We start from the raw sequence: 18,638 nt of genomic DNA, 5'->3' as shown, positions 1-18,638 counted from the left end.
AATTCATATCATTTAAAAATTACTTAAATTTGTTCTCTAATTATGAATGTAACCACAGAAGAAAGCAATCAGGAAATAGTAAAGCGTGTCTTTACTCAATTCCTTGAAGACAAAGGTCATAGAAAAACGCCTGAGCGTTACGCTATACTTCAAGAAATATACGATAGTGAAGAACACTTTGATATAGAATCTCTTTATATCAAAATGAAAAACAAAAACTACCGTGTAAGTAGAGCAACACTTTATAATACAATTGAATTGCTATTGGAGTGTGCACTTGTCCGCAAACATCAATTTGGACAAAGTCAGGCACATTACGAAAAATCATATTTCGACAAAAATCACGACCACGTTATTCTTACAGATACTGGCGAAGTCATTGAGTTTTGTGACCCACGCATTCAATCCATCAAAAAAACTATCGAAGAAGTTTTTGATATTCAAATAACTAATCATTCACTATATTTTTACGGCAATCGTAAAAAAGACGACTAATCAGATTTAAAATGGCAGTAGATTTACTACTTGGATTACAATGGGGCGACGAAGGCAAAGGAAAAATTGTCGATGTATTCACCTCTAACTACGATATTATTGCACGTTTTCAAGGTGGCCCAAATGCAGGACACACTTTAGTATTTAACGGCAAAAAACATGTTTTACATACTATTCCATCTGGTATTTTTCATGAAGGAAAAATCAACCTTGTTGGTAATGGTGTAGTTATAGATCCTGTTATTTTCAAAAAAGAACTCGATAAATTAGAAGAGCAAAATGTTGATTACAGAAAATCACTTTGCATTTCTAGAAAAGCACATATCATTTTACCAACGCATCGATTATTAGATGCTGCAAGTGAAGCTTCAAAAGGAAAAGCTAAAATTGGTTCTACATTAAAAGGAATTGGCCCAACTTACATGGACAAAACTGGCAGAAACGGAATTAGAGTTGGTGATATTGAATTAGCTGATTGGAAAGATAAATACAGAGCTTTAGCAGATAAACATGAAGCGATGATTGAATTCTATAATGTAGATATTCAGTATGATTTAAAAGAATTAGAGGCCGATTTCTTTGCTGCTATCGACACTTTAAAAAGTTTAAAATTTATAGATTCTGAAGAATATGTGCACCAAGCACAACTAGCTGGTAAATCTATTTTAGCAGAAGGTGCTCAAGGTTCTTTATTAGATATTGATTTTGGTACGTATCCGTTTGTTACATCATCTAATACAACTGCCGCAGGTGCTTGTACAGGTTTAGGCGTTGCTCCTAACCAAATTGGTGAAGTTTTCGGAATTTTTAAAGCATACACAACTCGTGTAGGTTCTGGTCCTTTCCCTACAGAATTGTTTGATAAGGATGGCGAAACTATGGCTAAAGTTGGTAACGAATTTGGTGCAACAACAGGTCGCCCAAGACGTTGTGGTTGGTTAGATTTAGTAGCTTTACGCTATGCTTGCCAAGTAAATGGTGTAACTCAATTAATTATGATGAAAGGTGATGTACTTTCTGGTTTTAAAACCTTAAAAGTATGTACGGCTTACAATTATAAAGGTGAAACTATCACGCATTTACCATACAATATTGAAGAAGAGAACGTCACTCCTATTTATACAGAAGTAAATGGTTGGGCTGCAGATTTAACAGGTATGACGGAAGCATCTCAATTACCAGACAACTTAAATGGTTATGTAGAATTCTTAGAAAAAGAATTAAATATTCCTATTACAATTGTTTCTGTAGGACCAGATAGAAAGCAAACAATTATTCGTAAGACGGTTTAGATTTTTAACTTTATTATTCTGTTAAATAAAACGTTAACATATACTAATGCAATCTTTTAAGTGTTATTTTGTAAAATATATGGCTTTGAAACGTTTTAAAAATCTCATCTTATTTATTTGTTTAACTGTTGTAACCATCAATTTTGCTCAAGAAAAACAGAAAATAACTGTAGAGTATTCTGGTAATACATCTACAGCACCAGATATTGAAGATGGTGCTCTAGTTTTTCTTAGAGACAAATCTCAACAAGTTCACTTTATCCATAAAGGTGTCAATGTCTGGTGCGATAAAGCCATCTATTATGAAGACCAGGATTATCTTGAAGCCTTTAGTAACGTTATTATGAAACAAGGCGACACAATTAATATGGTCGCCAAATATGTTGAATATAGTGGTAAAACCCAATTAGCATTCGCAAGAGGAGATGTTGTTTTAACAGAGCCTCAATCTACGCTCAAAACAGATACACTTCATTTTGATAGAGTTAAACAACAAGCCTACTACAATACAGGTGGTACAGTTGTTAGAGACTCATCTGGTACCATTACAAGTAAAATAGGTCGCTACTATATGGCTGCGAGCAAATATCAGTTTGTAAAAGATGTAGTTCTCGTAAATCCACAATATACTTTAAACACAGACCGTCTTGATTTCTTTACAGAAAACGGACATGCTTACCTTTTTGGACCTTCTACCATTACTGGTGAAACCAGTAAAGTGTATTGCGAACGTGGTTTTTATGACACTAATAAAAATATAGGGAACTTTCAACGGAATGCTAAAATCGATTACGATAACCGAACCGTAGAAGGCGATAGTTTATATTTTGACCGGAACAAAAGTTTTGCTTCTGCCACCAATAATATTACTGTTACAGATACTTTAAATAAAAGTATTATAAAGGGACATTATGCTGAAGTTTGGAGAGCTAAAGATTCGGTTTTTATTACCAAACGCGCTTTAGCGATTACGGTTCAAGAACAAGATTCTGTTTATATCCACGCGGACACTTTAATGTTAACAGGAAAAGACCCCAACCGAATTACCAGAGCTTTTTATAATGTGAAATTATATAAGAGTAACATGGCAGGCAAAGCGGATTCTATTCATGTAGATCATAAAAAAGGATTAACACAATTAATTAATCTCAGCAGATATAGTTCTACTGATGCTTTTGCCGCAAAACGAAAACCTGTACTATGGAATGTTGGTAACCAAATGACAGGAGATACCATTCATTTAATATCTAATGTTGAAACCGAAAAACTAGATTCATTAAAAGTATTTGAAAATGCGTTTTTAGTAAGTAAAGACACGCTAAGTGAAGATAGCTACAATCAAATAAAAGGAAAACGTTTAATTGGTTTATTTAGAGACAATGAACTCTACAATGTAGATATTATTAAAAATGCTGAAGTCATCTATTATTTAAGAAATGACAAAAATGAATTGGTAGGAATTGACAAGTCTAAGTCTGGTAGTATTAATATTCAGATTGAAAACAAGGAAATTGTAGAAACACGATTTATTCTTCAAACTGATGCTGAATTATTCCCAGAATCAGAGTTCCCAAAAGCTGGTAGACGATTAAGAGGATTTGATTGGCGTGGCGAAGAACGACCAATGTCTGTTGAAGATTTATTTAAAGATGATCCTCCTTTAGTTTTACCAAAAATAAAAGGCTTAGATGATTACGTACCACCTGAAGAATTTATTGATGATGCTGTTACAGAACGTATTGAAGAAGCAGGTAAAATAACACCCGAAAAAGAAAACAAAGCTGCTCGTAACTTACCAAAACCAGCACCTGCAACCGCACTGCCTTTAACTAAAGTCAATACTACGAAACCAATTTCACAGGCTAAACAAGCTTTGCAAAAGGACGTGAAAAAAGTCTTAAAAGAAGACGTGAAAAAAGATTTAGAAAAAGAAGACAAGTAATTGAAAGCAGAGTTCATTAAATACCAAGCGCAAACGACACCACATCCTTTGGCGATGGAAATTAGTCATGCAAAAGGGTCTTACATTTACGATTCAAATAAAAAAGCATATCTAGATTTTGTAGCAGGAGTTTCTGCGTGTAGTTTAGGACATTCACATCCCAAAGTAGTGAAAGCTATAAAAACACAAGTAGACCAATATCTTCATGTTATGGTTTATGGCGAATATGTACAAAAACCAGCGGTAGAATTATCAAAATTACTAGCAAAGCATTTACCAGAACCTTTAGAGTCTACATATTTAGTAAACTCTGGTACAGAAGCTATTGAAGGCAGCATTAAATTGGCAAGACGCTACACAGGTCGTTCAGAAATTATTGCAGCAAAGAATGCCTATCACGGAAACACAATGGGTTCTCTTAGTCTTATGGATTACGAAGAACGCAAAAAACCGTTTTTACCATTAATTCCAGATATAAAACATATTGCATTTAACCTTGAAAGTGATTTACATAAAATAACAGAAAATACAGCTGCAGTTATTTTAGAAACCATCCAAGGAGGCGCTGGTTTTATAGAGCCTACAAATAATTATTTAACTAAGGTACAAGCGCGTTGTCACCAAGTTGGCGCTGTTTTTATTTTAGACGAAATTCAACCAGGAATTGGTAGAACAGGAAAATTATTTGGCTTTGAAAATTACAACTGCCAACCAGACATTGTCGTTACTGGGAAAGGTTTAGGAGGCGGTTTACCAATTGGAGCATTTACAGCTTCAAAAGAAATGATGGATACTTTAAGTGACAATCCTAAACTTGGACATATTACTACTTTTGGTGGAAACCCTGTAATTGCAGCAGCAGCTTTAGCAACTCTAAAAGAGATTACAGAATCTAATCTTATTTCTGAAACTTTAGAAAAAGAACAATTAATACGTAAACACCTTCAGCATAAACGCATTAAAGAAATTAGAGGTCGTGGATTAATGTTAGCTGCATTTACTGATAATGCTGAACTTACCAATGAGGTAATTTTACAAGCCCAAAATAAAGGATTAATCTTATTTTGGTTACTTTTTGAACCTAAAGCCATAAGAATTACACCTCCTTTAACAATTTCAAACGATGAAATTATTGAAGGTTGCCGTATTATAACTTCTATTTTAGATAAAATTTAACACTTTTTAAGAGCTTAAAAAACACTACTAATCAACACCTTAAGTGTTTCCTTATAAAGCATTCTTTTAATGTTAACTACTTTGTTAAAAACAATAGTTTAAATTTCAATCTTGCACTAAGTATAACTGTAATTTTATTCCATTGAACTATTAATCCATTTATGCAATACAGTCGCGACGACGAAAATTTATCCCTTACTCGATTTGAATCGATGTTAAAGACCAATGATATATTGTTCTTTGATTCAAATGAGTTTGAAAATATTATTCATCATTATTTAGAGAATGGCAAAATTGCCCTGTCTAAACGCGCAATTAAATTAGGTTTAGAACAACACCCAACTTCTATCAACCTAAGGTTATTTCAGGTTGAAATACTAGTTATTGAAAACAAGTTTTCTGAAGCTAATGAATTATTAGATAGACTTCATAATTTAGAACCAACCAACGAAGAAATATTCATTCAAAAAGCAAATGTTTTATCTAAGCAAGATGAACATCAAAAAGCAATTGACACATTACTAATTGCTATTGAAATGTCTAATACGCCAGAGGATGATGCCGATTTATATGCACTAGTTGGTATGGAATATTTGTTCTTAGATAAATTTGATAAAGCCATTGTGTTTTTCAAAAAATGTCTAGAAAGTGACCCATCAGATTATTCAGCGCTTCACAATATTATTTATTGCTATGATTTTTTAAATCTTAACGATGAAGCCATAGAATATCTAAACAATTTTTTAGACAGCAATCCCTATTGTGAAGTTGCATGGCACCAATTAGGCAGACAGTATTTTGAAATCGATGATTTTGCAAAAGCCAATGCAGCCTTTGATTTTGCTATCATCTCTGACGATACTTTTGTTGGTGCATACATAGAAAAAGGAAAGGTTTTAGAGAAGCTTAAAAAGCACGAAGAAGCCATTGAAAATTATAAAATCACTTTAGCTTTAGAAGACCCTACATCATTTGCATTATTGCGAATTGGTCAGTGTTATTCTAAACTTAAACAAGATGATTTAGCTGTACAATTCTTCAAAAAAACGATTGATGAAGACCCTTTATTAGATAAGGGCTGGATTGCAATTACTAAGTTTTACATAAAACGCTTAGACTACCTAAATGCTCTCGATTATATTAAAAAAGCAGTTTCCGTTGATGGAGATAATGTGGTTTATTGGAAATTATACGCAACAGTTAACAAACGCTTAAACTTCTTAGAAGAGGCAGAACAGGCTTATAAGCGCACTATAGAATTAGGTAATTACGAATTAGATACTTGGTTAAACAGAACCGATATATTAGTATCTCTTGGCGAATACCAAGCTGCAATTTTTAATCTGCTTCAAACCACAGAATTTTATCCAGAAAATGCAGAAGTAGAATACCGATTAGCCGGACTCTATTTTATGGTTCATCAATCCGAAGAAGGTCGTTTTCATCTTAAAAATGCCACACGTCTTAATATTGACTACAGTTTCATTATTTCAGAATTATTCCCACAACTTACAGATAGACCTTTGATTAAGGCCATAATTTCAGATGGTAAAAAGTCATCAAACTAAAAAAAATCATAACTTAGCAGTCTTATTATAAGATACAAAATGCAAAGACGATTTATAGATTATTTAGTCATCACTTTTAAAGGTATTGCCATGGGAGCAGCAGACGTTGTACCAGGTGTTTCTGGAGGAACAATAGCTTTTATATCTGGTATTTACGAAGAACTTCTAGAAAGTATAGACAAAGTAAACCTAAGCGTTTTTAAAGTCTGGAAAAAAGAAGGATTCAAAACAGCTTGGAATTCCATTAATGGTAATTTTTTGTTAGCCTTATTTTCGGGTATTGCCATAAGTATCTTATCCTTAGCGAAACTAATTAAGTGGTTATTACACCACGAACCTATATTGCTTTGGTCTTTCTTTTTTGGTCTTGTTTTAGCGAGTATACTCTACATAGCCAAACAAATTAAAGGTTGGTCTATAAAAGTCATCATTGCAATAATCATCACTTCTGCATTATCATATTACATTACACTTGCAGAACCATTTGCGTCACCAGATAGTCCTTTTTATCTATTATTCTGTGGCTTTATTGCTATAATTGCCATGATATTGCCAGGTGTTTCTGGTGCCTTTATTTTACTTATTCTTGGTGCTTACCAAACAGCTATTGATACCATTAATAATTTAAGAGATGGTGTTATAAATGGTGATATGGAATTATTTAAAGATGCATTTTTTAAATTCATATTGCTAGCAGTTGGTGCTATTGTTGGTTTAAAAGTTTTTTCTAAAGCTTTAAATTGGATGTTTAAGCATCAAAAAAATATCACCTTAGCTATTTTAACTGGTTTTATGATTGGTTCGCTAAACAAAATCTGGCCTTGGAAAGAAGTTTTAAAAACACGTGTAAATTCTGAAGGTGAAGTGGTAACCTTACTAGACAGAAGTATTTTACCTACGTCTTATACTGGCGACAGCGAGATTGTAATGGCAATTGTATTTATCGTTATTGGTTTTGGTGCCATCCTTCTTTTAGAAACATTAGGAAAACAAAAAGATAAGGCATAATGCAAAGTACCAGAAGCCTTAAAGATCGTATGTTTTTGGTCATTAAAGGTTTGGCCATGGGAGCAGCCAACAAAGTTCCTGGTGTTTCTGGAGGTGTTGTTGCTTTCGTTGCTGGTTTCTACGAAGAATTTATTTATTCATTACAACGGGTTAACAAAAAGGCGTTTAAACTTCTAATTAATGGACGTTTAAAAAGTTTCTTCCGCTACATCAACGGTAAATTTTTGAGCTTATTATTCTTAGGAATGATTATAAGCTACTTCAGCATATCTAAAATCTTAGATTATCTAATTGTACATTACGAGCTTTATGTTTGGAGTACGTTCTTCGGAATGATTCTAGGTTCTATTTATTATTTAAGTAAAGATTTCAAAGAATGGAACCGAACAACAATTTTAGCATTAACACTTGGTTCTATTGCAGGTATAAGTATTAGTTTCCTCGACCCAGCAACGGAAAATGACAACCTGTTTTTTGTATTCTTTTGTGGTATTATTAGTGTTTCTGGCATGACGCTACCAGGATTTTCTGGTTCATTTATATTAATAATATTAGGCAACTACGTATTACTATTAGTAGATTCGGTAAACGCTTTATTCGATACTATTTTGGATATTGTTAGTGGAAATTTTGAATTTATAGATAATGAAATACGCGTAAGACTTTTAAAAGTTTTAGTCGTATTTACACTAGGCTCTGTTGCTGGCTTAGTAACATTTTCTCATATTTTAAATTACATCTTAAAGCATTATAAAAACATCACCTTAGCAACTATAATGGGTTTTATAATAGGTTCACTTGGCGTTGTTTGGCCGTGGAAAGAAACCATATACAAAACAAATATGGATGGCACTTTGATTTTAAATTCTGGAGGAAAACAAATTATTACTAATTACAGGCGCTATTTACCAGAATTCAATAGTCAAACTTATATTGCAATTGTTTATATTGCCCTTGGAATTCTTATAGTTTTAGGATTAGAATGGTATGGAAAACGCACAAGACAACAAAAAGCATAAATTTGGATTACTAGGACGAGATATCTCCTACTCTTTTTCTAGAGGGTATTTTGCTAAGAAATTTGAGAATGAAAATTTACCACATTCTTATGTTAATTTCGACTTACAAACTATTGATGAGCTAAAGGCCATCATTGAGAACACTTCAAATTTAAAAGGGATTAATGTTACAATTCCATATAAAGAACAAGTAATTCCTCTACTCGACAAACTTAACAAAACAGCAGAAAAAATTGGTGCTGTAAACACGATTAGATTTACGAAAAAAAATAAACTCGTTGGCTACAATACCGATTATTATGGCTTTAAAAATTCATTAAAGCCACATTTAAAATCACACCATAAAAAAGCTTTAATACTAGGAACAGGAGGTGCCTCTAAAGCTATTGCTTATGCGCTTAAAAAATTAAAAATTCAATTTGATTTTGTATCGCGTTCACATAAAGAAGGTGTTACTTTTTCGTATTCAGACTTAACGGAACAAATTATTTCAGAATATACTATTATTATTAATTGTACACCTATCGGTACGTTTCCTAATATTGAAGCATGCCCTGCAATTCCGTATAAAGGATTAACAGAACATCATATTTTGTATGACCTTATTTACAATCCAGAACGAACAAAATTTTTAAACCATGGTTACCAAAAAGGAGCCACAATCATTAATGGTTTAGAAATGTTAAGATTGCAAGCCGAAAAATCTTGGGAAATATGGCATAAGTCATAAAATATAAGCTCTAGAAGCATTTCCTTTGTAGTTCTAACAGTTGTTAGTATCTTTAACTCCTATAAAAAAATTGACATATGTCTGAGAATGATAACCTGCTAGAAGCAGATGGAAAAAACGAAGTAGAATCTACAGAGACTACTCCAATAGAAGAAACAACACAACATGTTGAAAATCAAGCTGAAGTTAGAACTGAATCTGCTGAGGATGACGTGATAACAGAAACTGAAGACGTTAAGGTGGAAGCCGAAACAGAAACAACCTCAGAGTCTCCAAAAGAAGAGCATGTTGATGAAATTGAAGCTTCAAACGCAGAAGATGCAGAAGACGAGTCTAATGCTGAGCGCCATGAAGTTGAAGAAAAGGATTACCATGCCATGTCAATGGATGAGTTGGTAACAGAATTCAATAGACTACTTAAGCATCATAAAGTTCAGACGATTTCTAAAAACATCAATGAAATCAAAACAGAATTCAATGCTAAATTCAGTGAACTTTTAGAAGAGAAAAAGGAAGAGTTTATTGCGGATGGTGGTGTGGATATGGATTTCTATTATTCTAACGATACCAAAAAGAATTTCAATTCGCTTTATAAAGAATACAAACAATCTATAAACGCTTATTACAAAGAGCGTGAGCAAAACTTAAAGTCAAATCTAGATAATAGATTACAAATCATTGAGGATATTAAAGGCTTGCTTAGTGTTGAAGAAAATATGGGTACAACCTATAAAACCTTCAAAGAACTGCAAGAGAAATGGAGAAATGCTGGTCCAATACCTAGAGATAAATATAATAACGCTTGGAATACATACCATCATCATGTAGAGCGTTTTTACGACTTTTTACATCTCAATAATGATTTGAGAGATATGGATTTTAAGCATAACTATGATCAGAAATTAAAAATCATTGAACGTGCTGAAGAATTAGCACAAGATGAAAATACCAATCGTTCATTTAGAGAATTACAAGTATTACACAAATTGTGGAAAGAAGAACTTGGACCAGTTGGTAAAGAACATAGAGAAGCCATTTGGGAACGTTTTAGTAATGCAACAAAAGCAATACATGATAAACGTCAGGCTTATTATGCTGACATGGATAAAGCTCACGAAAAAAATCTTGAGCGCAAAGAAGAAATCATTGCTAAAATAGTAGCCATTGCTGAGGATAAAAACAATTCACATAGCGCTTGGCAGAAAAAAATAAAAGAAATTGAAGCTTTAAGAGATGCTTTCTTTAAGGCAGGAAAAGTGCCAATTAAAGTAAATGAAGCTACTTGGGCTAAATTTAAAGATGCTGTTAGAACTTTTAATAGAGGAAAAAACAGCTTTTACAAAAATTTAAAGAAAGACCAATACGATAACCTCAAAAAGAAAAAGGAATTAATCCAAATTGCTGAAGACAATAAGGATAGTGATGACTTTAAGACGGTTACTCCATTGATGAAGAAAATTCAGAATGAATGGAAAAAAATTGGTCATGTTCCTAGACGTGATAGCGATAAAATATGGAAGCAATTTAAGAATGCTTGTAATCATTATTTTGATAATATGCATACAGCAAGAAAAGCTGAGGACCAACATCTATTTGATGCATTTGACAAAAAAGTTAAGCTCTTAGATGCCTTAAAAGCCATGGAACTTACTGAAGATCCAAAAGCTGATATTGATATTCTTAAAGCTAAGATTGCTGAATGGAAAGAAATCGGACATGTACCACAAAACAAGCGTTACATTGATGGAAAATTCTATAAAGCTATCGATGATACTTTTGACAAATTAAAAATGGACAAGGCTCAATTAGAGATGATAAAGTTTGACAGCAAACTTGAAAACCTTGCCAATCCTGATGATACAAGATTACTTGATAATGAATATAATTTTATCAAAAAACGTATGAGTGAGATTAAGTCTGAAATAAATCAATTAGAAAATAACTTACAGTTTTTCTCTAATGTAAAAGCAGACAATCCATTAGTAAAAGATGTACATAAGAACATTGCTAACCACAAGAAAGATTTAGACACTTGGAAAGCTAAGTTGATAAAGGTGCGTGGAATGTATTCTTAAGCTTTTGCTTAAAATTTTATGGATAACAAATTATTAGGAAATTTTATTATTGCTTTTCCAACCGCAGCTTACTTAACTTACAATGCGGTAATGGCAGAAGCTAATACCGAAATAGACTTTGTTCAATATATTATTACTGCACTAATAGCTTTTTCAAGCTATATAATTGGTTCTAAAATAAAGAAGAAAGGCGAAGTGAAATAAAATACTCTTAAAAAAATCAAAACCCATCTGTTTCAACAGATGGGTTTTGCCCTAACTAAACTAAATTTAACCTTAATTACAACCGCTTAAAATAATAATTAAGATTTCCTACTAAGAAATAAAAGCGTATTGGCTTTTATATAGAGTAATTACGCACAGAATTTACTTTTAGATGTTTGAAATTCTATTTTTAGATAACTTTAACATTATATAAATGATGTAATCCATAGGTACAACACCAATGCTAATGATTTAAAATATAGTAAAGATTTATAAAGATTTTGCTTCTTCCCAAAAGACATCCATTTCAGAAAGTGACATGTCTTTTAAGGACTTATTCAATTCTTTGGCTTTGCTTTCTAGATATTGAAAGCGTTTAATGAATTTTTTGTTAGTACGCTCTAAGGCATTTTCAGGGTTTACTTTAAGAAAACGTGCATAATTAATCATTGAAAATATAACATCTCCAAATTCACTTTCAATAGCGTCTTGATCACCTTTTGCTATTTCAACTTTTAATTCTGCTAACTCCTCTTCTACCTTAGCGAAGACCTGTTCTGGTTCTTCCCAATCAAAACCTACTCCTGCAACTTTTTCTTGTATTCTACTTGCTTTTACCATAGCTGGCAAACTTTTTGGAACACCTTCTAGAACACTTGTCTTACCTTCTTTTAGCTTTAATTGTTCCCAATTACGCTTTACTTCAGCTTCGTCCTTAACCACAACATCTCCATAAATATGCGGATGACGACTGATTAACTTATCACAAATACTATTACAGACATCTGCAATATCAAAGTTATTAGTTTCGCTTCCTATTTTAGAATAAAAAACAATATGAAGTAATACATCGCCCAATTCCTTTTTAACTTCCTCTAAATCATTATCTAGAATAGCATCACCAAGTTCGTAAACTTCCTCAATGGTGAGATGACGCAAAGATTCCATGGTTTGTTTTTTATCCCAAGGACATTGCTCGCGCAACTCGTCCATGATAATTAACAAACGCTCAAAGGCTTTTAATTGGGCTTTTTTATCAGACATAAAAAAAATAGTAATATTTACGTCACTTCGAGTGAAACTCCTCTATTGGAATTTTGTATCGAGAAACATAAAATTGAATAAGTTTCTCGATACAATGTTTGTGCGTTACGCTTAACTCGACAAGACTTTAGGATATTTTATTCCTCTTCTGAAGTATCCTTTGCTTCTTTTACTTCGTCTAAACTATCTAAAAGATTGTTTTTATGAAGCAAGTTGTACCATTGCACAATTTTCTTAATATCTGAAGGGTAAACTCTATCTTCATCATAATCTGGCAATACTTCAAAGAAAAATTCTTCTAACGTATCTTTACTATCTTTATGACTAATTGAAGTTGCGTTTCCGCCTTCTTTTTCTTTTACTTTTTTAAGTACTTCTCTTAAAGGCACTTCTTCTGCTAACGTATAAATAGCGATTTCACTAAGAATACTAATGTTACTATGTGCACCAACAGTAATACGTTTTTTGTCCACTAAAGACTCAACAACAGCACCTGTTCTAGTTTGTGTAACGATTTGGTATAAACCTGGTTTTCCAGAAATGGATAAAATTTTCTCTAAGCTCATATATTTTGTATTAACGTTTTTTACTCATAAGAGGAAAACGCATTTTATAATCAATTTTAATCTTTCCTTTTGCAATATTTGCTAAACGTCCTTTTATTAAACGTTTTTTAAATGATGATAATTTATCCGTGAACAAAACACCTTCAATGTGATCATATTCATGCTGAATAACTCTGGCAATTAATCCATCATACTCTTCAACATGTGTATCAAAATTTTCATCTTGATATTGAATTTTTATTGTTGGTCGTCTAAAGACATCTTCTCTTACATCTGGTATACTTAAACAACCTTCATTAAAAGCCCATTCTTCACCATTTTCTTCTAAAATTTGAGCATTAATAAATGTCTTCTTAAAGTTTTTAAGTTCTTCTTGTTCTTCTTCAGAAAAACTTTCATCATCAGCAAAAGGACTTGTATCTACTAAAAACATTCGAATTGCTAATCCTATTTGAGGTGCAGCCAAACCAACACCATAAGCACCATACATAGTTTCGTACATATTAGTGATAAGTTCATTTAACTTTGGGTAATCTTTATCAATGGTAATTGCTTTTTTCTTTAAAACAGCGTCACCATATGCAACGATTGGTAAAATCATAATTCGTTTATTTTCGGGTGCAAAAGTATCAAAAATCGTGGATAATATTTAAAATTTAAAAAACTAAATTCTAATGATTTTTCACGTTAAATCAAAAGAACGAAACGTTCTAATACTTTTTACTTTATAATTTTATTGAACACTAGTTAGATAACTCTGTAAAATCAAAGTTGCACTAATCTCATCAACTAAAGCTTTATTTTTTCTTTGTTTTTTCTTTAATCCACTATCAATCATAGTTTGAAATGCCATTTTTGAAGTAAAACGTTCATCTACACGATCTACTGGGATTTCCGGAATAGCTTTTGCCAATTGCACTAAAAACTTCTTAATATAAACTTCACTTTCTGAAGCTGTGTTATCCATCTGTTTTGGCAAACCAACTACAATTTTTTCTACATTTTCTTTAGATACATAGTCTTTTAAAAACTGAAGCAATTCTTTAGTTCCTACAGTTGTAAGTCCTGATGCAATAATTTGCATTTCGTCGGTGACAGCTAAACCTGTCCGCTTTGTTCCGTAATCAATGGCTAAAATTCTTCCCATAATTGCAAAGATAATGTAATTCTATTCTTTAGTATGCCTAAATAAAAAACGCTTCCTTTTTAAGGAAGCGTTTATAGATAACCAATCTAAACAAACCAATTTTATGATTTTATTCCCTCTAAAAAATAAATCACTTCATTAATTACTAATAAGACACACAATATTTAATGTGGTCACACTTTACTCATTATAAAAAAAAAAGAAAACCCCTTAAATAAGGGGAAAGGGGTTTTCTAAATTAGCTATTAATTAAATTCTCAGATAAAGTTATTAGAAATAAATTATCATCCGTTTAACTAGTATTAAGACACTTACAATTTAAATAGGTCACATTTATATCAAAAAGAAATTAAAATATTTTTTGATGGTAACATATGGACTTATATTTGAGTTTATTTTTTTATTTGACATAAATTTGAAACAAAGATTCCAATAGTTTAATTATTATCAGAATAGATTAATCTATATATCATTTTAACAAACATATACACATGAAACAACTACAAACAGTAATAGAAAATGCTTGGGAAGATCGCTCACTTTTAACAGATAAAGTAACTATTGATGCTATTAGAAGCGTTGTAGACCTTGTCGATGCTGGTACCTTACGAGTTGCAGAACCAACTGCAGACGGCTGGCAAGTGAACGAATGGGTAAAAAAAGCAGTTGTTTTGTATTTCCCAATTCAGAAAATGGAAACTTTTGAAGTTGGTATTTTTGAATATCATGATAAAATTCCACTAAAACGCGGTTATGCAGAAAAAGGAATTAGAGTTGTACCACATGCCGTTGCAAGACATGGTGCTTATATTTCTGCAGGTACTATATTAATGCCAAGTTACGTAAATATAGGTGCTTATGTAGATGAAGGTACTATGGTAGATACTTGGGCAACTGTTGGTAGTTGTGCGCAAATTGGTAAAAATGTTCATCTTTCTGGAGGTGTTGGTATTGGTGGTGTTTTAGAACCTTTACAAGCTGCTCCTGTTATCATTGAAGATGGTGCTTTTATTGGTTCGCGTTGCATAGTTGTTGAAGGCGTAAGAGTAGAAAAAGAAGCTGTTTTAGGTGCCAATGTAGTATTAACTATGAGCACAAAAATTATTGATGTTACTGGTGACGAACCTATAGAAACTAAAGGTGTTGTTCCTGCGCGCTCTGTTGTAATCCCAGGAAGCTACACTAAAAAATTTGCTGCTGGCGAATTCCAAGTGCCCTGTGCATTAATCATTGGAAAACGAAAAGAAAGCACTAATAAGAAGACCTCTTTAAATGATGCTTTACGCGAGTATGATGTGGCTGTATAATTAGGAATTAGATTAAATATTTTTTAACTTAATAAATTCATTTTTTTGATGATTTTACAAGTTAAACCAAAATACAAATATGAATAAATTAGAAACTAATATTTCAATTGATGCTGTTATAACTTGGGTTAATGGTAACGATAAATATTGGCAAGAAAAAATAAACACTTATTCAGAAACTAAAATTGATTTCTCGTCAAAAAAACATCAAAAGCGATACAATTCTATCGGAGAAATTGACATAGCTATTAAATCTATAATAAAATTTGCTCCTTTTTTTAAAAACATATATTTAGTAACGGATAATCAAAAACCCGAGGCATTTGAATCCTTAAAGTCTTTAGCAAAAAGCCGTGGTATAAATCTTCAAATTATTGACCATAAAATTATTTTTAGTGGACATGAAGAATATCTACCTTGCTTTAACTCATGCTCTATCGGCTCAATGCTTTTTAATATTCCAAATTTATCAGAACACTTTGTTATTTTCAATGATGACACTTTTATAATGAGTAATGTAGCCGTTAATGATTTTTTTATTGATGGACAACCAATTATTAGAGGTCAATGGCAAAAATTTAACGAACAAAGAAAACTAAGAACGTTTTATTTAAAGTTTAAATCTTTTTTAGGTAAGCCAGATAAAAAAGGTTACAGCTTTAAAAAATTACAGCAAAACAGTGCAAAAATAGCTAATACTGAAAGATACATAAGACGTTTTCACACACCTGTATGTCTCAGAAAATCAACATTAGAAAATTTCTTTAAAGATAATGAGAATCTTTTGGAAGAAAATATTAAACACAGATTTAGAAATGAGAATCAGTTTATTATATCCTCTCTATCTGAACATTTAGAGATTAAAAAGAAGACTTTTCATTACAGAAATAATGCGCAATTAACTTATTTTAGAAATTACAAGAATTTATTTATTACAAAACTGAAGTTAAAGGGGTTTGAACAAAATAAGAATAAAATATTTATCACTTTTCAAAGTTTAGACATGGCAGATGATAAAAGTTTAAATTACATCTTAAATTGGATAGATAAACAGTTGACGTTTAATTAGTATTTAGAAGCTTTTAAAAATCTATAATTCTTCTTTATTCATTCAAATATTCATGAATTACAAGTTTCTAATATACATATCTTACAGTTACGCACTTCCCATAGGTAATCCTTTGGAGGTAGAAATTTTAAGACGAGGTGATACTGTAATGTGGTATAGTGATCTTAATGATGGAAAGTTAGCATTAGAAAATAAAAGCAACGTTTTAAATACCATAAAAGATGTTGTAAATTATAAACCGCATATTGTTTTATCTGCGACTAATGATGTTCCTGATTTTATATCTGGACTTAAAGTTCAGATATTTCATGGTTTTAATGCCCAAAAACGCCCTGAAGGTAATAACAGTTTTTCGCACTACAGGATTCGTGGATTTTTTGATTTGTATTGTACTCAAGGTCCAACAACCACATCTGGTTTTAAAGCAGAACAAAAAAAACATCCACATTTTGAGGTAAAAGAAACTGGCTGGAGCAAAGTAGACCCGTTATTTCCTATTGTTAAAAAAGAAAAAAATAGTCTTCCGACTATAATGATTGCTTCAACATTTAGTAAACGCTTAAGTTTAGCTTTGAATAATGATGTTTTTGAAACTATTAAAATATTAGCGCAATCTAGGAAGTACAATTTCATTATGGTATTGCATCCTAAATTACCTATTGAAACCAAAGAGAAATGGAAAAGTTTAGAAGGAAAACACTTTAAGTATTACGACACTACAGATTTAGTGCCTCTTTTTAAAAAAGCAAATATTATGTTTGCAGATACGACATCAGCTATTCAAGAGTTTTTACTTCAAAAGAAACCTGTAGTAAGTTTTAATCATACATTCAATCATGATTATTTAATTCATGTAAATGACGCAGCTAAACTAGAAGAGCGATTTGAATATGCCTTAAGTTACCCTGAAAATTTATTAAAAAATATTGAAATTTTTATCAATCAGTTACACCCTTATAATGATGGCAAATCTAGTCAGCGCGTTATAGAAGCCTGTATTACCTATTTACACCAAGACAAAACGCATATAAAAAACAAGCCTTTAAACCTTATAAGGAAATACAAAATAAGAAAACGTTTGGGCTACTTTACGTTTAAAAGTTACAATAAACCCTATACCATTACTGTCAAATAATTACTTTTTTACTATTCCGAAGTCGGTAAATCGTAATTTCCTTTTCTTAGTTTCTTTTCTAATGGAATTGTTCAATTTTAAATTCTCCTCATTTTTATAAGGTCTTTGATGAAACAAGTGCACACAGATTGTACTATAACGTACTTGTAAAAACTTAATCCCATTATTCATCATACGTTCGCCTACTTCCCTATCCTCTGCCCCATATTGCATGCGCTCGTCAAAACCATTTACAGCTAAAATATCTTCTTTAAAACAAGAGACATTCATGCCATCAAAAGTTGCTTTTGTTGGAGTTAGCGCATTTAGAAGTTTAGCTTTGGTTTTTGACTTGGTTAACTTATTTAATTTAAAGCTTTTAGACTGACCCTTTGAGATTAACCAATCTTGATCAAAACAATTTTTTTGAGAAATATCTTCTATTGTAATATCTTTTGAAATAGATTCATTTAACTTAAAATAACCTCCTGAAAGTGCACACTTTTTTCGACGTAAATTAAGATGTGTTTCTACAAAATCTTTACGAGCAATACAATCTCCATCAGTAAAAATGAGGTAATCAGAATTTGAAGCCACAATGGCTTTATTCAATATTTTAGTTTTCTGAAATCCATTGTCTTCTTGCCAAACGTGAATAACGTTTAAATTAGATTGCTCAGTAAATTCTTTAATAACAACTTTTGTACGCTCATCAGACCCATCATCTGCAATAATGATTTCAAAATCACTTGCTGTTTGCAAGCTATAACTATGTAAAACTAATCTTAACCATTCGGGCTGATTATATGTACTTATAATTACAGAAGTATTTGGATTAGATTGCATAACACAAAAATACTATTTTTACAGCTGAGAAATTAC

The 18,638-nt window shown here is 31.8% G+C and carries 18 protein-coding genes; 13 read left to right on the top strand and 5 right to left on the bottom strand.

What is annotated here, in order from left to right; all coding sequences use genetic code 11:
* Window positions 1-42: 42 nt before the first annotated feature.
* From Q0807_RS04980 to Q0807_RS04935, 10 genes are all read left to right on the top strand, one after another.
* Window positions 43-495 (top strand): Fur family transcriptional regulator, encoded by a 453-nt coding sequence (locus tag Q0807_RS04980; RefSeq protein WP_299107080.1) that lies wholly within the window; start codon window positions 43-45, stop codon window positions 493-495.
* An 11-nt stretch (window positions 496-506) separates the two neighbouring features.
* Complete coding sequence (locus Q0807_RS04975) at window positions 507-1,787, top strand: adenylosuccinate synthase (RefSeq protein WP_299107077.1); 1,281 nt, start codon at window positions 507-509, stop codon at window positions 1,785-1,787.
* Between the two features lie 79 nt (window positions 1,788-1,866).
* Complete coding sequence (locus Q0807_RS04970) at window positions 1,867-3,729, top strand: OstA-like protein (protein WP_299107880.1); 1,863 nt, start codon at window positions 1,867-1,869, stop codon at window positions 3,727-3,729.
* Complete coding sequence (locus tag Q0807_RS04965; RefSeq protein WP_299107072.1) at window positions 3,730-4,905, top strand: aspartate aminotransferase family protein; 1,176 nt, start codon at window positions 3,730-3,732, stop codon at window positions 4,903-4,905.
* A 161-nt stretch (window positions 4,906-5,066) separates the two neighbouring features.
* The gene (locus tag Q0807_RS04960) at window positions 5,067-6,473 is read left to right on the top strand and encodes a tetratricopeptide repeat protein (RefSeq protein ID WP_299107070.1); all 1,407 of its coding nucleotides are present in this window, start codon (window positions 5,067-5,069) and stop codon (window positions 6,471-6,473) included.
* A 39-nt stretch (window positions 6,474-6,512) separates the two neighbouring features.
* Window positions 6,513-7,481 carry a DUF368 domain-containing protein gene (locus Q0807_RS04955; protein ID WP_299107068.1) on the top strand — a complete coding sequence of 323 codons (969 nt, stop codon included), beginning with the start codon at window positions 6,513-6,515 and terminating at the stop codon, window positions 7,479-7,481.
* A complete protein-coding gene (locus tag Q0807_RS04950) occupies window positions 7,481-8,500 on the top strand; it encodes a DUF368 domain-containing protein (protein ID WP_299107066.1) in 1,020 nt (339 codons plus the stop codon). Before Q0807_RS04955 ends, Q0807_RS04950 begins: the two co-directional genes overlap by 1 nt.
* Window positions 8,469-9,230 (top strand): shikimate dehydrogenase, encoded by a 762-nt coding sequence (locus Q0807_RS04945; RefSeq protein WP_299107063.1) that lies wholly within the window; start codon window positions 8,469-8,471, stop codon window positions 9,228-9,230. Before Q0807_RS04950 ends, Q0807_RS04945 begins: the two co-directional genes overlap by 32 nt.
* Before the next feature lie 77 nt (window positions 9,231-9,307).
* Complete coding sequence (locus tag Q0807_RS04940) at window positions 9,308-11,305, top strand: DUF349 domain-containing protein (RefSeq protein WP_299107061.1); 1,998 nt, start codon at window positions 9,308-9,310, stop codon at window positions 11,303-11,305.
* An 18-nt stretch (window positions 11,306-11,323) separates the two neighbouring features.
* Window positions 11,324-11,509, top strand: coding sequence for a hypothetical protein (locus tag Q0807_RS04935; RefSeq protein WP_299107059.1), 186 nt, complete (start codon window positions 11,324-11,326; stop codon window positions 11,507-11,509).
* 270 nt (window positions 11,510-11,779) lie between these two features.
* Here the strand turns inward: Q0807_RS04935 and mazG are convergent, their stop codons facing one another.
* The 4 genes from mazG to ruvX all read right to left on the bottom strand — a co-directional run bounded on the left by mazG (window position 11,780) and on the right by ruvX (window position 14,266).
* Entirely contained in the window at window positions 11,780-12,553 is a 774-nt protein-coding gene (mazG, locus tag Q0807_RS04930; protein WP_299107057.1) for a nucleoside triphosphate pyrophosphohydrolase, read from the bottom strand.
* A gap of 137 nt (window positions 12,554-12,690) precedes the next feature.
* On the bottom strand, window positions 12,691-13,119 hold the full coding sequence (locus Q0807_RS04925) for a DUF5606 domain-containing protein (protein WP_299107055.1): 429 nt from the start codon (window positions 13,117-13,119) through the stop codon (window positions 12,691-12,693).
* Window positions 13,120-13,129: 10 nt separating this feature from the next.
* Window positions 13,130-13,720: a peptide deformylase gene (gene def / locus Q0807_RS04920; protein WP_299107053.1), complete on the bottom strand. Its 591-nt coding sequence runs from the start codon at window positions 13,718-13,720 to the stop codon at window positions 13,130-13,132.
* 132 nt (window positions 13,721-13,852) lie between these two features.
* Window positions 13,853-14,266, bottom strand: coding sequence for a Holliday junction resolvase RuvX (gene ruvX / locus Q0807_RS04915; protein ID WP_299107050.1), 414 nt, complete (start codon window positions 14,264-14,266; stop codon window positions 13,853-13,855).
* Between the two features lie 491 nt (window positions 14,267-14,757).
* On the opposite strand from ruvX, the gene Q0807_RS04910 reads away from it, so the two are divergent.
* From Q0807_RS04910 to Q0807_RS04900, 3 genes are all read left to right on the top strand, one after another.
* Window positions 14,758-15,573, top strand: a complete 816-nt coding sequence (locus Q0807_RS04910; RefSeq protein WP_299107049.1) for a 2,3,4,5-tetrahydropyridine-2,6-dicarboxylate N-succinyltransferase — start codon at window positions 14,758-14,760, stop codon at window positions 15,571-15,573.
* 79 nt (window positions 15,574-15,652) lie between these two features.
* The gene (locus Q0807_RS04905; RefSeq protein WP_299107047.1) at window positions 15,653-16,642 is read left to right on the top strand and encodes a Stealth CR1 domain-containing protein; all 990 of its coding nucleotides are present in this window, start codon (window positions 15,653-15,655) and stop codon (window positions 16,640-16,642) included.
* 52 nt (window positions 16,643-16,694) lie between these two features.
* Complete coding sequence (locus Q0807_RS04900) at window positions 16,695-17,777, top strand: CDP-glycerol glycerophosphotransferase family protein (protein ID WP_299107045.1); 1,083 nt, start codon at window positions 16,695-16,697, stop codon at window positions 17,775-17,777.
* On the opposite strand, the gene Q0807_RS04895 is transcribed toward Q0807_RS04900, so the two are convergent.
* The gene (locus Q0807_RS04895) at window positions 17,778-18,602 is read right to left on the bottom strand and encodes a glycosyltransferase family 2 protein (RefSeq protein WP_173301552.1); all 825 of its coding nucleotides are present in this window, start codon (window positions 18,600-18,602) and stop codon (window positions 17,778-17,780) included.
* Between the last annotated feature and the right edge of the window lie 36 nt (window positions 18,603-18,638).

It is taken from the genome of uncultured Winogradskyella sp. (genome assembly GCF_947495255.1).
In the GTDB taxonomy this organism is placed as follows: Bacteria; Bacteroidota; Bacteroidia; order Flavobacteriales; family Flavobacteriaceae; genus Winogradskyella.
This window is presented reverse-complemented; position numbering and strand designations above follow the sequence as displayed.